A 13,458-nucleotide genomic window follows, 5' to 3' on the forward strand; every position below is an offset into this window, starting at 1 on the left:
ATGGACTTCAGGCGTGCCGGAACAGCCCCTTATATAGGGGGAAGTGTGGCGAAGTCACAGCGACTGTTGCGCGCGGAGGTTAACGCTGGAGGGCGACCCTCATGGTGAGGAGGCGCACCAAGCGCCGTCTCGAACCATGCAGGCCCGCTCTCGCCCGCGGCCATCCTTCGAGACGCCCGCTTCGCGGGTCCTCAGGATGAGGGCAGCGCGTGCAGAATCAGTCCCGAAGCCTCACCAGCTCGCCGGCAGCCGCTTCAGGCCGCGCAGCACGAAGGTCGGCCGCCATTCCGGGTTCTCGACGTCGTCGATGCGCAAGTCCGGCAGCCGCCGCAGCAGCGTGGCAATGGCGATCTCGGCCTCGATGCGCGCCAATTGGGCCCCGAGGCAGAAATGGATGCCGCCGCCGAACGACAGCGGCTTCACGTTCTGGCGGGTGACGTCGAGCCGGTCGGGCCGGTCAGGATAGACCGCCGGATCGCGGTTGGCCGAGCCGAGCAGGCACAGCACGGTCTCGCCCCTGGGGATCCGCTTGCCGCCGAGATCCTCGATCTCCTCCAGCGCGACGCGTCCGGTCATCTGCACCGAGGAATCGTAGCGCAGGAATTCCTCGATCGCGCCCTCCATCAGCTCGGAGCGTGCCTTGAGCAGCGCAAGCTGGTCCGGGTTGCGATGGAGCGCGAGCAGGCCGTTGCCGATCAGGTTGACCGTGGTCTCGTGGCCGGCGCCGAACAGCAGGATGATGTTGGCGGTCAGCTCCTCGTTGCTGAGCTTGTTGCCGTCCTCCTCGGCCTGCACCAGCTGGGTGATGAGGTCGTCGGCGGGATTTTTGCGGCGCAGCTCGAACAGCTGCTGGAAATACATCTGCGCCAGCAGGTTGCCCTCGTTGCCCTTCTTGATCTCCTCCGGCGTGAGGGGTACGGGGTCGAGCAGCCGCCCGCCATCGCGCGAGCTGTTGTAGAACACCTCGCGATGCTCCTCGGGGATGCCGAGCATGTCGCAGATGATGGTGATGGGCAGGCGGAAGGCGAAATCCTCGATCAGGTCCATGTGGCCGCGGTCGATCACGGCATCGATGGCCTGGTCGACGATCTCCTGGATGCGCGGCCGCATGTCCTCGACCCGGCGCGCGGTGAAGGCCTTGACGACGAGGCCGCGCAGGCGGGTGTGATCCGGCGGATCGGCCTGCAGCATCCAATGGCTCATGCTGCGGAACACCGGCTCGTCCATGATCTTGTCGCTGTAGCGGCGTTTCGAGCGCTCGACGAAATCCTTGCCGAAGCGCTTGTCGCGCATCACCAGGCTGACGTCGGCATGGCGGCTGGCGACGAACTGGCCGAACGGCGTCACATGGATCGGATCGAGCGTGCGCAGCCGGTCGTAATGCGGATAGGGATCGCGGATGAAGTCCGGCGAGAGCGGGTTGAACAGCGGCGCGCCGCCGGCGCCTTGCACGTGCTCGTTCATGGTGACCTCAAACCGGTTGCCGCATGACACGAATACGCCGACGCTTGCCTGCTTGCGCGGCGTAACCATCCCTTGAAATTATCAACTCGATACATTGTTGTATCGAGTTGCATTCTGCCCTACCCTGCTGCGATGTCAAGGGTGAGAACCAGGCCGACCAGGGACGATACGCGCGACAAACTGTTCGAGGCGGCCGCGCGCGTGTTCGAACAGGACGGCATCGGCGGCGCCAGCATCGAGGCGATCGCGGCGGCGGCGGGCTTCAGCCGCGGCGCGTTCTATTCGAACTTCAAGAGTAAGGACGAGCTGATCATCGCCATGCTCGAGGACCATGTCGAGCAGTCGATCCGGCGCAACATGGATATCCTCGCCCAGCACGACAATCTCGACGATTTCATCGCCGCGCTGAAGGCGATGGACCGCACGCGGCAGGATCCGCTCGGCCGCTCCCCGCTGCTGCACATCGAGATGATCCTGTTCGTCGCCCGTGCCGAGAAGCGCCGGCCCGAGCTCGCCAAACGCCTGCGCGCGCGCCGCAAGCTGGTCGCCGACATCGTCGAGGCCACGCTGAAGAGCAACGGCAAGAACGGCAATCTCAATCCGCCCTGGATGGCCTCTGTCGTGCTCGCGTTGGAAGATGGCTTCCGCCTGCACCGGCTGATCGATCCCGAGACCACGCCGGCCGACAGCTTTCTGCGCGCGATCACGGATCTCAGGCGCAGGACGGGACTGGCGGCGAGCCAGGGCGCATCGTCATAGGACGCGAGCCGGCTTCAACTCGCATGCGGCAAGGGCGGCTTGCGTTCAAAGGGCTTCTTCTTCGGCGGCGCGGGCAGCAATCCCTCTCTGATCGCTTGTTTCCGGGCCAGCTTGCGCGCGCGACGAACAGCTTCGGATTTCTCGCGTGCCTTTCGCTCGGACGGCTTTTCATACGAGCGCCGCTGCTTCATTTCGCGAAAGACGCCCTCGCGCTGCATCTTCTTCTTGAGAACGCGGAGTGCCTGCTCGACGTTGTTGTCTCTGACGAGTACGTGCAATTTGATCCTCCCGATCGGGGCTGCGAATGGCGACACGTCCTGCAGGCAGCCGCTTGCGCAGGAGCTTCATTGCGAATTTTGGTGATAGCGGCGGCGATATTGGTCGCGGCTTCGGACGCAGGTCTGCTTGTCGCGGCGATACAGACACCGTGACCCTTGTCGTGCAGCGCTGTCAATCGCTAACGTCCCGCTGCCAGATCGACAGAGCCACGCAAGGCGCCTCGATCGGAACAGACGAATCGGCTGTTTCGAAACAAACCAGCCTGGCTCCTTGCAAAATCCTGGGGATCATATATATTGAACTCGTTCGATTAGCCGCTGTGCCTTGTTGAATGCGCCCGCGGGCTCCTTTTCCAAAGACATCGACGAAGTTGAAGATGACCGCGTGATTGTCGCGCGGAATGCGCTTGCGCGCTTTGGAGAAGAAGATGACGACAGGTACGGTCAAGTGGTTCAATGGCCAAAAGGGCTTCGGTTTCATTCAGCCGAACGACGGCGGCAACGATGTGTTCGTTCACATCAGCGCCGTTGAACGGGCTGGTCTTGCAGGTCTCGGAGAGGGCCAGCAGGTCAATTTCGAGATCAAGACCGACAAGATGCGAGGCAAGGTCAGCGCTGAGAATCTCTCGCTGGCTTGATATCGTGGCGACCGCTTCACGGATGTACTGAAACGGTCGCCCTGCCCGCTCAATCCCAGGATTGAGCGGGTTTAGTCGTTTGCGGAGCCGGGTGGACGATGAGCACCAAGAAGCCGGCAGAGCCGTCACCCGAAAGCGTCGCGCGATCCGATCGTCGCCGCGTCGCCGCTGAAGACGGAGCGCGGGCAATGGCCGACGCCGAACGGCAGGCCATCGAAGTTCGCAAGAACATGGCGCGGCTCCGAGCCGTGCGCGAGGCCAAGGAAGCGGCTGACGAAACTGCTCGGCTGGCTTTGCCGCCGGCGCCCAAGAAGCGCGCGAAGAAGCCGACACGATAATCGTCTTCAAGCCGCCGCCAGCGAGGGGCCGATCACATGCCGGAGGGTGCAGATCGTGCCTAGAATCAAGCCAGACCACGGAACCATCACCTTCTTTCTCGCGTCCGGCGCAAATCGGCAGATGTGCCAGCTTGCCACGACCTTCAACACGCAGAAGCAGGCGTTCAGCTATCTGCAGAAGCATCGAACCGAGTTCGAGCGCATGGCGCGGGAACGGCTTGCTTCAGGCGAGCTCCAAGACGGGGTCGTCGTCCTTTCCATGCTCTAGCTGCAGCGCCGCGACGGTATGGCGCTTGTCGTAGGAGAAGTGCGACGCCTAAGGCGTCCTCTCGGACCGGCTCCGCAGTTCTGCCTCCCTCGCCAGCCGCTCGGCCTTCAGCCGTTCCCGATTTGCCTGGAAAGCCTGCTCCGCCTTCTCGTAATCGGTCGCCGGCTTCGCCGCGGCCTGTTTGAAGTGGCTGTTCGCCTCGTTCGCTGCACGCCATGGGGAATACGGTTTCATCAGACGTTCCTCTGTGCTTCTGGCGGCTCGAAGTCCCCCGGTGTCGGGGCCTCCTGTGCTCGCCTTATTCCTGGACCGGCTTGCTGCGCCTGGCTCGATCGATTCGCACGTGGTCGAATGCCTTGGGTCCATCGAGCAGAGCCCGCTTACGGATCGCCCGATCATCGGCCGTCGTGGTGGTGTCCGCCATGCGAGGGATCGCATCCCCAGCCATCTCTGGGTCTTTCTTCCTGAAGCGCCACCCATGCGGTGATGGCTCTGAGCAGCGATTGCGAAGGCCGAAAAGCTGCCGAATGAACCAAGGGGGTGGCTTTTTCCGGTCTTTTCGTCCCAGCCATACAGTCTCCAGACTGGATACGGCGTGGCGCCCTTCCGGCAGGTCTCACTCAAGCAAACCGCCGATCTGCCGATGCGTTCCTAACTGCCGGGAATATCGCCAGAAAGCAAACGATTATGCTGACCGCCTCACCGCGCCGGGACCGCTCGGCGCGACATCGAGCTTCCCGAGCATCGACTTCGCCTGCTCGGCGCAGTGATCGATCAGCCAGCGCTCGAAGGCGACGGGCGGAAGCGCGGGGGCGTAGAGAAAGCCTTGCACGACGTGGCAGCCGAGTTCGGCCAGCGTCTTGCGCTGGCCCTCGGTCTCGACACCCTCGGCGACGACGGTCATGCCGAGGCCCTGGCCGACGCGCACCACGGCCGTGGCGATGGCGAGCGCACCCGCGTCGCGCTCGATGTCGCGCATGAAACTGCGGTCGATCTTGAGTTCGCGGATCGGCAGATGCGCGAGGCGGCTGAGGCTGGAATATCCGGTGCCGAAGTCGTCCACCGAGAGCCCGACGCCGAGCTCGCGAATCGCGGTCATCGTCTCCAGCGCGGCGACGCCGTCCTGCATGAACGCGCCCTCGGTGATCTCCAGCATCAGGGCGTCCGCCGGCAGGTCGTATTCGGCGAGGACGTCCTTGAGCCGCGCGGCGAGCGTGACGTTGCGGAAATTGATCGGCGACAGGTTCACCGACACGCAGGGAATGTTGAGGCCGGCACGGCGCCAGCTCGCCATCTGCCGGCAGGCTTCGCGCACCGACCACAGGCCGATCTGCTCGATCAGGCCGCACTCCTCCGCGAGCGGAATGAACTTTGCCGGCGAGACGTCGCCGAGCACGGCATCGTGCCAGCGCGACAGCGCCTCGACGCCGTGGATCGCGCCGTCGCAGCTGCGGATCTGCGGTTGGTAGCTCAGGCTCAGCGCGCCTTCCGCGATGGCGCGGCGGAGCGCTGCGATCAGCGCCAGGCGCTGCTCGGTGAGCCCGTTCATCTCGGCACTGAAGATGCGATAGGTCGAGCGTCCGGCCTGCTTGGCCATGTACATGGCGGCGTCGGCCTGCTGCATCAGCGTGTCGATGTCGGTGGCATGGTCGGGGTAGAGGCTGATGCCGATGCTGGCCGACATCGGCATCAGCTTCGATCCGAGCTTCAAGGGGGCGGCCAGCGCCTCCGTGATGTCGGCCGCGACGCCTGCTGCGCTCTCGGCATTGCGTCGCGGCAGCAGAATGACGAATTCGTCGCCGCCGAGCCGTCCCAGCATGTCTTCGGGCCCGATCTGCTCGCGCAGACGCTGGGCGAGCTGGACCAGCAGTTCGTCGCCGGCCGCGTGACCGAGCGTGTCGTTGACGTCCTTGAAATGGTCGACATCGAGGAAGGCCAGCGCGACATGGCTGCCGGTCGGGCAGGCATCGATCGCGGTGGTGATCAGGTGCCGCAGCTGCGCGCGGTTCGGCAGGCCGGTGAGGATGTCGTGATAGGCGAGCCGCGCGATCTCGGCGCGGGCCTCCTTGCGTTCGATCGCGAAGGCGCCGAGATTGACGCAGGCCTCGACGATGCGCCGGTGCCAGTTGCTCGGCGCGCGCGGCTCCCGAAAGTAGAAGGCGAAGGTCGCGATGACCCGGCCGTCCTTGGACTTGATCGGCGTCGACCAGCAGGCGCGCAAGCCGATCCCGAGCGGCATGGCCTTGTAGGGCTGCCAGCGGGCATCGGTCTCGAGGTCGGTCGCCAGCACCGGCTCGCCGTAGAAGGCGGCAGAGCCGCAGGAGCCGACATTCGGGCCGATCCCAATGCCGTCCAATGCGCGGGAATATTCCTCCGGCAGAGAGGGACCTCCGAGCGGGTGGAGCAGGCCGGCGGCATCGACGTGGAGCAGCGAGCAGACGACGTCGGGCGCGATCTGCTCGACGCGGCGGCACAGCCTGTCGGCGATGTCGGCAATCGGAACCTCGTCCGCGAGCGAGGCCATGATGAGCTGTTGCAGCGAGCGCAATTGCCTGGTCTCGGTGATGTCCTCGATCAGCGCGAGAATGTGCTTGACCCGACCCTTGCTGTCGCGGAACGCGTCGATCCGGGCCCAGATCCAGATCTCCTCGCCGTGCTTGTCGTAGGCGAGCACCTCGGCCTCGCCGCGGCGGCCGCCACGCATCAGACGCTCGACCAGCTTTGCGATCGCCTTGCGGTCGGTGTGGCGGCCGGCGATGAGCTCATCTGCACGGTGGCCCTCGGCCTCGGCGCTGCTGTAGCCGAACAGCGTGGTGAAGGCCGTGTTGACGTAGACGATGTTCTGCTCGGTGTCGGCGATGATCACCGCCCGGTTGCTCTGATCGGCGACGGCGTGGAGAAGCCCGATTCTGGCGCGGCGCTCGGCATCCGCGGTGACGTCGCGCGCGAACACGATGCGATGGATCGCGCCGTCATGCGCAATGGGCGAGAGCGATATGGCCGCACGGATTCGGCTGCCGTCGTGTCGCACGAGGCTGATCTCGTCGCGGAATTCCCCGACCGGATCGGCCTGAAGACATTTGAGGGTGAGCATTCCGGCATCGCGGCCGAGCGCGTCGGTGCGCGCGAGCTTCCAGATCCGCTCCGCACTGGCGTTGAAATGCGTGATGCGGTGCGCACCATCGACAATGACGACGCCATCGTCGGCGCGTTCAAGTGCAGCCAACTGCACGTCCGGAGTTTCTGTCGCAAGATGATCGGAGGCAGACATCGGAGACCGGGAGCATCGGGAAGAAGCGGCAATCGGCCCGAAGCTACGCTCCGATGGTGTCCAAGACGTTTTTGAAAATCCCCGCGCATCCGCCAAGCCGCGACATGCTTAACATTCGGCAAAAGCAGCGCAGGTAATGCAGTGTGTGCCCGCAACTCACTCCACGGTTCGGCTCGGCGACTTGTGCAGCCGGCCGGCCACCGCCCTCACCTTGCCCGGCGATGCCCGCCAGATCGCGAGCGCCGACAATCCGCTCACGATGATCGCGAGGCCGAAGGCGATCGTGTAGTCGCCGGTGCGATCATGGAGCACGCCGGTCAGCCATGGTCCGGCCGCTCCGCCCGCGAGCGCCGCCAGCATGATGGTGCCGAAGATGCTGCCCTGGTGCTTGCCCTGGAAAATCTCGAACACCACCGCGCCCATGATCGAGGTGAGACCGTAGCCGAGCGCGCCTTGCGCGAGCACCATGAGGTAGACGAGCCAGAGCGAGGGTTGATGCTTCAAGCCGATCAGCGCGGCGAAGCAGATCACGAAGCCTGCGCAGCTGATCGCCCAGACCCACTCCCGCCCGATGCGGTCGGAGACATGGCCCAGCACGATCTGCCCGGGAATGCCGAGCAGGCTGACGGTGCCGAGCGCCCACACCGCGACGGAAGGGCTGAAGCCGATGTCGAGCAGGAACTTGGTCTGGTGCACCTGCACCGCGTACCAGATGTACAGGCCCGAGAAATAGCCGAGCGCGATCCACCAGAAGCGCGCAGTCGCGACGGCGCGCTTCAGCGTCCAGTCGGTATTGACCCAGGCCGGATCGACCACGTTGGAGACCGGCTGAGCACCGCCCGCAGCCAGGGCGGCATCGCCGTCCGGCTCGAGGCCGATGTCCTGCGGGCGCTTGTGCAGCAGCAGGTTCACCGGCGCCAGCACGATCAGGACGAGCAGACCCATCGCGGTGCAGGCGGTGCGCCAGCCGGTCGCTTCGATCATGTGCTGCACCCATGGCAGCAGCGTCACCGAGCCGATGCCGACACCGGCGAAAGCGATGCCGATGGCGAAGCCGCGCTTGCGGATGAACCAGTTCGGCAGGAACAGCGACTGGCCGGAATAGCCAAGACACACCGAGCCGGCACCGACCATGACGCCGATGGTGACATAGAGATGCCAGGGCTCGGTGGTGAGCGGCGCAAGCAGCAAGCCGCCGCCCATCAGCACCACCCCGAGCTCCATCACCGCGCGCGGGCCGGCGCGGTCCATCAGGCGGCCGATCAGCGGGCTGACCACGCCCGACACCACGAAGCCGAAGGAGAAGGCGCCGGCGGTCACGCCACGCTCCCAGCCGAACTCCGAGATGATGGGCGGAAAGAACAGCGAAAAGGCGGTACGCGCGTTGACGCCGATGGCCATGGTGACGAAGGTCACGGCGACCACGACCCAGCCGTAGAAGAACGGAAGCCGCATGATGTGCTTGTTTCATCCCTAGACGATCCTTCCGATCATCCGGGGTTGCTCAGGTCAAGCGCTTTTCGTGCATGCCCGTCGCGCCGGGCGCTCAGGCGGCGTCGCGCCGTGACCGTTTGACGGGGGCATCGAACAGGATCCGCTCGATCGGCTGCGGGCGGCCGAACAGATAGCCTTGGGCGAAATTGACGCCGAGCGCCTTCAGCCGCTCGTACTCCTCGCGGGTCTCGACGCCTTCGGCCGTCACCGACATGTCGAGCCCGCGCGCCAGCGTCACGATCGCGGAGATGATGGCGGAGCTGCGCGGCTGATGCGTGAGATTGCGGATGAACGACTTATCGATCTTGATCTTGTCGAACGGGAACGCGGTCAGATAACTGAGCGAGGAATAGCCGGTGCCGAAATCGTCGAGCGCGAGCTCGATGCCGAGGCGCTTGAGCCGCTCCATGAAGGCGTGGTTCTCGCTGCCGCGCTCCAGCAGGACGGATTCGGTGATCTCGATCTCCAGCCGCTGGGGCGGCAGGCCGGAATCCGCGAGCGCCGCGCCGATCATCTCGAAGAGCTCGGCTTCCTTGAACTGGATCGGTGACAGGTTGACCGCGACCGACAGATCGGAGGGCCAGCCGGCCGCATCCGCGCAGGCGCGCCGCAGCACGAATTCGCCGAGCGGCACGATCAGCCCGGTCTCCTCCGCAAGCTGGATGAACTGGTCCGGCGGGATCAGGCCGCGCGTCGGATGCCGCCAGCGCACCAACGCCTCGAAGCCGCACCGCGCTCCGCTGAGAGCGTCGACGAACGGCTGGTAATGCACCTCCAGCTGGCAGCGCGCGATGGCGTCGCGCAAATCCCCCTCCAGCGTGTTGCGGGCCTCCAGCTCGGCCGACATCGCCTCGTCGTAGATGGTGAAGCAGTTGCGACCCGCCGATTTCGAGCGATAGAGCGCAAGGTCCGCCTTCTTCAGCAATTGCTCCTGATCGCTGCCGTGATCCGGCGCGATGGCGATGCCTATGCTGGTGCCGATCTCGACGCGGTGGCCGGGCAGGAGGAACGGTTCGGTCAACAGCTTGGCGATCCGCGCCGCCAGCTCGGTCGCACAGGCGCGCTGATCCGCACCGGCTTCCTGGATGATGGCGAACTCGTCGCCACCCAGCCGGGCCAGCACGTCGTTGGCGCGCAATGCGGATTTCAGCCGCTGTGCCACCTGGCGCAGCAGCGCATCGCCGGCCCCGTGACCGAGGGAGTCGTTGACGTTCTTGAAGCGGTCGAGGTCGAGCATCAGGATCGAGAACGGCAGTCCCCGCACCCCCAGCTGGTTGTTCATCTCGTCGAGCCGGCTGAGGAAGAAGGCGCGGTTCGGCAGTCCGGTCAGGACGTCGGTTTGGGCGAGCTCGAGCACCCGCCGGTTGGCCAGTGACAGCCGCCGCGAGTTGCGGCTCGCCAGCATGAGGTAGGTCGACAGCGACAGCGTGAGCAGCATGCCGACGATCAGCACCGCGACCGCGCGATCGTAAGTCGTCTCCAGCGGACCGCCGGCGGTGGGGACGGCCCGCACCTGCCAATCGGTATCGCCGATCTTGAGGGTGCCCGACCAGTGCAGTGCCCGGGCAACGTCCCGCATCGACTGCGGCGCCCTGGCTGCCGACGAATAGTCCGGCAGCATCTGCTCCAGGCCGACGATTTGCCCCGTGAAGGGCGGATAGACATTGATGCTGACCGCGGGGCTTGCTCCGGTGGTCACGCGAATGGCGTGAATCAGCAGCGGCAGGTCGAAGATTCCGACCACGAAGCCGGCGAGATTGCGACGCCGGTCCGCGATCGTCTCGCGCGACGTCCCCTTGGCGTAGACGGGAACGGCAACGAGGACGTCGGGCAGCCGGCCTCCCTCCCTCGGTTCGAACAGGCGGGTGCGGATGGCTGCGACGCTGTCGTGGTCGCGCGCGCGCTCCAGAATCGCGCGGCGCTCCGGAACGGTGGCGTAGTCCATGCCGTAGACCGACGAGGTCTTGGGCTGGGTCGAATAGAACACCGGAAAATATTCGTCGCTCTGCGGCGCCGTCGCGAAGCTCTCGCCCTGGAGCGACTTGATGCGATAGCCGGAGACGCCGTCCGTGATCGCCGCGGCCTCGTAATCGGAGCGCTCCTTGCGGTTGATGCGCGGCACCCAGGCCACGCGCAGCATGCCGGGATGGCGTTCGAACAGGCGGGCACTGAAGGTCTCGAACTCGCTGCGGGTAACTTCGTCGTTGGTCGATTCGAACAGCGTGCGCAGGGCGAGCAGCCTCGAGATGTATTCGCCCATGCCGTTCTGCATGACGATCGCTTCGGTCTCGGCCGCGTTCTCGAACTCGATCCTGTTGACGCGATCTTCCCACCGCGCCACGGCGGCCGCGCCGACGACCGAGAACAGAAGACCGACGCCGACCGCGACGAGCGCGGGGCGATACAGCCCGAGCAGCAGCGCGGCGCGCCACCATCCGGTCATACGCCTCCGATCCTGATCGTGCTGATCGTGACCGCCCATTTCGAAGCCGCCGTCCCCTATCCCGCGACAAACCGAACCTCTGGTTGAGGCATCGGTTCGGCTATCGGAACAAGACCGCGGTTAAGAAACTGCACAATTTCGGAACCGGATCATGCCGCAATGCACCGGCTTAGTTAATGAAGTGCGCGAGCGATCCGGTATTGTGGAAACAAGTTGCCGATTTTGCCCGGAGTCCTACGGGGTGCCGACACGGTGCCGATTAGCCAGCTGTTCAGGCTCGCAGGGATATGTTGGGGAAGGTTTCCCAACTATCCGGCAAGGCCCCGATGCATCGATTTCGATCGACGAGATCCGTCATCCTGACCTGCGTGCTCCTGGCAGCGACCACGCTCACGGCCAGGGCCGAGGAGGCCGGCGTCAGCGAGGATGCGATCCTGTTCGGCCAGGCCGCCGCGCTGGAAGGTCCCTCCTCCGCGCTCGGGCAGCACATGCGGCAAGGCATCGTTGCAGCATTCGCCGAGATCAACGCCAAGGGTGGCGTGCATGGCCGCAAGCTGCAGCTCATCAGCCGCGACGACGGCTACGATCCCGATCGTTCGGCGGCCCAGACGCTGCGGCTGATCGATGACGACAAGGTGTTCGCGCTGATCGGGGCGGTGGGCACGCCAACCGCGATGGCGACAATTCCGATCACCAGCGCCAGGAGCATTCCCTTCATCGGCCCGTTCAGCGGTGCCGAATTCCTGCGCGACCTCGAACTCACGAACGTCGTCAACATCCGCGCGAGCTACGGTGCGGAGGCCGAGGCGTGGATCAAGCACCTCACCGAGGATCGCCACTTCACCCGCATCGGCATTTTCTATCAGGACGATTCCTTCGGCCGCGACGGTCTGACCGGTGTGAAGCGCGCGCTCGCCAGGCGTGGCCTCGAGCTTGCCGCCGAAGGCACCTTCGAGCGCAACACCCGCGCGGTCAAGGCCGCCTGGCGAACGATCAGGCGCGCCGAGCCCGAGGCCATCGTGATGGTCGGGACCTATGGCCCCTGCGCGGAGTTCATCAAGCTCGCGCACCGCAGCGGCTTCTATCCAACCTTCGTCAACATCTCCTTCGTCGGCGCCAACGCGCTCGCCAGGGAGCTCGGCCCCGAGGGCGAAGGCGTCGTCGTCTCGCAGGTCGTGCCATTTCCATGGGACCGCTCGCTCAAGCTCGTCGCCGACTATCAGGCGGCGCAGAAGGCGGTCGATCCGACGCAGACACCGGACTTCGTATCGCTGGAAGGCTACCTCTCCGGCCGCCTCGCAGCCGCAGCGCTGGAGCAGGCCGGACCCGAACCGACCCGCGCGAGCCTGCTGCGCGCCATCAACGAAGTCGGCCGCTTCGACATCAGCGGCAGCGTTGTCAACGTCGGCGTCCGCATGATCGACGCGCCGCCGAAAGTGTTCTTGACGGTGATCCAGAAGGACGGGTCGTTCAAGGCGGTGGACCGGCTGTAGGGCCGCTCATGGCCGCCGCATCCAGTGTGCGGCGTTCACCGCGCCCGGCGGGACCTCGCCCTTCACGATCGCTTCGACCTGCCGCACGGTTTCGAGCGACTGATATTCGATCGCCTGCGGCGTCAGCCCGCCGACATGCGGGGTGGCGATCACGTTCGGCAGCTTTGCGAGCTCCGGTGTCGGCATCTGGTCCGGCGCGCGGCCGACGTCGATCGCCGCACCGGCGATGCGGTTCTCGCGCAACGCCTGCGCCAGCGCCGGCTCATCGACGAGATTGCCGCGCGAGAGGTTGATGAAGAACGCATGCCTCTGCATGCGCGCCAGCGCCGCCACATTGATCAGATTCTCGGTCTGCTCGTTGGCGATCGCAAGGCAGACGACATAATCCGATGCCGCGAGCAGCTCGTCGAGGCCGACCTGCCGGATCGCGGCATCGCCGACATCGGCGAAGGGATCGGAGACCAGCACCTCCATGCGCAGCACCTTTGCGATTCCGGCGAGATAGCGCCCGATGCTGCCGTAACCGATGATGCCGATCGTGCTGCCGGCAAGCTGGCGGCCCATCCGCGCCTCCGGCTTGCGGCCGGCCTGGTAGTCCGCCGTCGTCCGCGACACGCCGCGGGAGAGATCGACCATGAAGCCGAGCGCGAGCTCGGCGACGGCCTGCACGAAGCCGGGACCGGCGCGGGTGACGAGCACGCCGGCGTTCGAGGCCGCTTCCACATCGACGTTGCGGATATCGACGGCGCAGCGGACGAAGGCGCGCAGATGCCGCAGCTCGGCGAAGATCCGGCCACGGCCTTCCGTCATGCGATCGGCGACGATGATGTCGGCGTCCTTCGCGGCCCGCACGAGGCCGGCGGCGTCAAGGGGTTCGTCGCCTTCGTGCAGGATCACCTCGGCGGCCGCGCGCAGACCGTTCAAGCTGCGGTCGCCGTAATAGTTGCGCCGCATCTCCGGCGTGTGAGCAAGCAGAACCTTCACGGCTGGACTCCTTCCATGACCGAATGCC

General features: G+C 65.5%; 12 protein-coding genes. 5 read left to right on the top strand and 7 right to left on the bottom strand.

What is annotated here, in order from left to right; translation table 11 throughout:
- Positions 1-231: 231 nt before the first annotated feature.
- Positions 232-1,464, bottom strand: a complete 1,233-nt coding sequence (locus DCM80_RS01610; protein WP_257195427.1) for a cytochrome P450 — start codon at positions 1,462-1,464, stop codon at positions 232-234.
- 132 nt (positions 1,465-1,596) lie between these two features.
- On the opposite strand from DCM80_RS01610, the gene DCM80_RS01615 reads away from it, so the two are divergent.
- On the top strand, positions 1,597-2,223 hold the full coding sequence (locus DCM80_RS01615) for a TetR/AcrR family transcriptional regulator (protein ID WP_257195428.1): 627 nt from the start codon (positions 1,597-1,599) through the stop codon (positions 2,221-2,223).
- 14 nt (positions 2,224-2,237) lie between these two features.
- Here DCM80_RS01615 and rpsU read toward each other — a convergent pair whose 3' ends face one another.
- Positions 2,238-2,501: a 30S ribosomal protein S21 gene (rpsU, locus tag DCM80_RS01620; protein ID WP_257195429.1), complete on the bottom strand. Its 264-nt coding sequence runs from the start codon at positions 2,499-2,501 to the stop codon at positions 2,238-2,240.
- Positions 2,502-2,929: 428 nt separating this feature from the next.
- On the opposite strand from rpsU, the gene DCM80_RS01625 reads away from it, so the two are divergent.
- The 3 genes from DCM80_RS01625 to DCM80_RS01635 all read left to right on the top strand — a co-directional run bounded on the left by DCM80_RS01625 (position 2,930) and on the right by DCM80_RS01635 (position 3,745).
- Positions 2,930-3,139 carry a cold-shock protein gene (locus DCM80_RS01625; protein ID WP_109145937.1) on the top strand — a complete coding sequence of 70 codons (210 nt, stop codon included), beginning with the start codon at positions 2,930-2,932 and terminating at the stop codon, positions 3,137-3,139.
- Positions 3,140-3,237: 98 nt separating this feature from the next.
- Positions 3,238-3,477, top strand: a complete 240-nt coding sequence (locus tag DCM80_RS01630) for a transcriptional regulator (protein ID WP_257195430.1) — start codon at positions 3,238-3,240, stop codon at positions 3,475-3,477.
- Between the two features lie 46 nt (positions 3,478-3,523).
- Positions 3,524-3,745: a hypothetical protein gene (locus DCM80_RS01635; RefSeq protein WP_257176044.1), complete on the top strand. Its 222-nt coding sequence runs from the start codon at positions 3,524-3,526 to the stop codon at positions 3,743-3,745.
- Between the two features lie 48 nt (positions 3,746-3,793).
- Here DCM80_RS01635 and DCM80_RS01640 read toward each other — a convergent pair whose 3' ends face one another.
- From DCM80_RS01640 to DCM80_RS01655, 4 genes are all read right to left on the bottom strand, one after another.
- The gene (locus DCM80_RS01640) at positions 3,794-3,979 is read right to left on the bottom strand and encodes a hypothetical protein (protein WP_257195431.1); all 186 of its coding nucleotides are present in this window, start codon (positions 3,977-3,979) and stop codon (positions 3,794-3,796) included.
- Between the two features lie 451 nt (positions 3,980-4,430).
- Positions 4,431-7,016, bottom strand: a complete 2,586-nt coding sequence (locus tag DCM80_RS01645; RefSeq protein ID WP_257195432.1) for an EAL domain-containing protein — start codon at positions 7,014-7,016, stop codon at positions 4,431-4,433.
- 156 nt (positions 7,017-7,172) lie between these two features.
- The gene (locus DCM80_RS01650; RefSeq protein ID WP_257195433.1) at positions 7,173-8,471 is read right to left on the bottom strand and encodes an MFS transporter; all 1,299 of its coding nucleotides are present in this window, start codon (positions 8,469-8,471) and stop codon (positions 7,173-7,175) included.
- A 91-nt stretch (positions 8,472-8,562) separates the two neighbouring features.
- Positions 8,563-10,953, bottom strand: coding sequence for an EAL domain-containing protein (locus tag DCM80_RS01655; RefSeq protein WP_257195434.1), 2,391 nt, complete (start codon positions 10,951-10,953; stop codon positions 8,563-8,565).
- A gap of 326 nt (positions 10,954-11,279) precedes the next feature.
- Between DCM80_RS01655 and DCM80_RS01660 the strand changes: the two genes are divergently transcribed.
- Positions 11,280-12,446, top strand: a complete 1,167-nt coding sequence (locus DCM80_RS01660; RefSeq protein WP_257195435.1) for an ABC transporter substrate-binding protein — start codon at positions 11,280-11,282, stop codon at positions 12,444-12,446.
- Positions 12,447-12,452: 6 nt separating this feature from the next.
- Here the strand turns inward: DCM80_RS01660 and DCM80_RS01665 are convergent, their stop codons facing one another.
- Complete coding sequence (locus DCM80_RS01665; RefSeq protein WP_257195436.1) at positions 12,453-13,430, bottom strand: NAD(P)-dependent oxidoreductase; 978 nt, start codon at positions 13,428-13,430, stop codon at positions 12,453-12,455.
- Positions 13,431-13,458 lie beyond the last annotated feature (28 nt).

This window comes from Bradyrhizobium sp. WBOS08, assembly GCF_024585125.1.
Taxonomy (GTDB): Bacteria; Pseudomonadota; Alphaproteobacteria; order Rhizobiales; family Xanthobacteraceae; genus Bradyrhizobium; species Bradyrhizobium japonicum_B.

Excerpts from the sequence above, each read along its gene's own strand:
- DCM80_RS01650 (WP_257195433.1), bottom strand. The coding sequence starts at position 8,471 with ATGCGGCTTCCGTTCTTCTACGGCTGGGTCGTGGTCGCCGTGACCTTC.
- DCM80_RS01655 (WP_257195434.1), bottom strand. The coding sequence starts at position 10,953 with ATGACCGGATGGTGGCGCGCCGCGCTGCTGCTCGGGCTGTATCGCCCC.
- DCM80_RS01660 (WP_257195435.1), top strand. The coding sequence starts at position 11,280 with ATGCATCGATTTCGATCGACGAGATCCGTCATCCTGACCTGCGTGCTC.
- DCM80_RS01615 (WP_257195428.1), top strand. The coding sequence starts at position 1,597 with ATGTCAAGGGTGAGAACCAGGCCGACCAGGGACGATACGCGCGACAAA.
- DCM80_RS01630 (WP_257195430.1), top strand. The coding sequence starts at position 3,238 with ATGAGCACCAAGAAGCCGGCAGAGCCGTCACCCGAAAGCGTCGCGCGA.
- DCM80_RS01625 (WP_109145937.1), top strand. The coding sequence starts at position 2,930 with ATGACGACAGGTACGGTCAAGTGGTTCAATGGCCAAAAGGGCTTCGGT.
- DCM80_RS01645 (WP_257195432.1), bottom strand. The coding sequence starts at position 7,016 with ATGTCTGCCTCCGATCATCTTGCGACAGAAACTCCGGACGTGCAGTTG.
- DCM80_RS01640 (WP_257195431.1), bottom strand. The coding sequence starts at position 3,979 with ATGAAACCGTATTCCCCATGGCGTGCAGCGAACGAGGCGAACAGCCAC.
- DCM80_RS01610 (WP_257195427.1), bottom strand. The coding sequence starts at position 1,464 with ATGAACGAGCACGTGCAAGGCGCCGGCGGCGCGCCGCTGTTCAACCCG.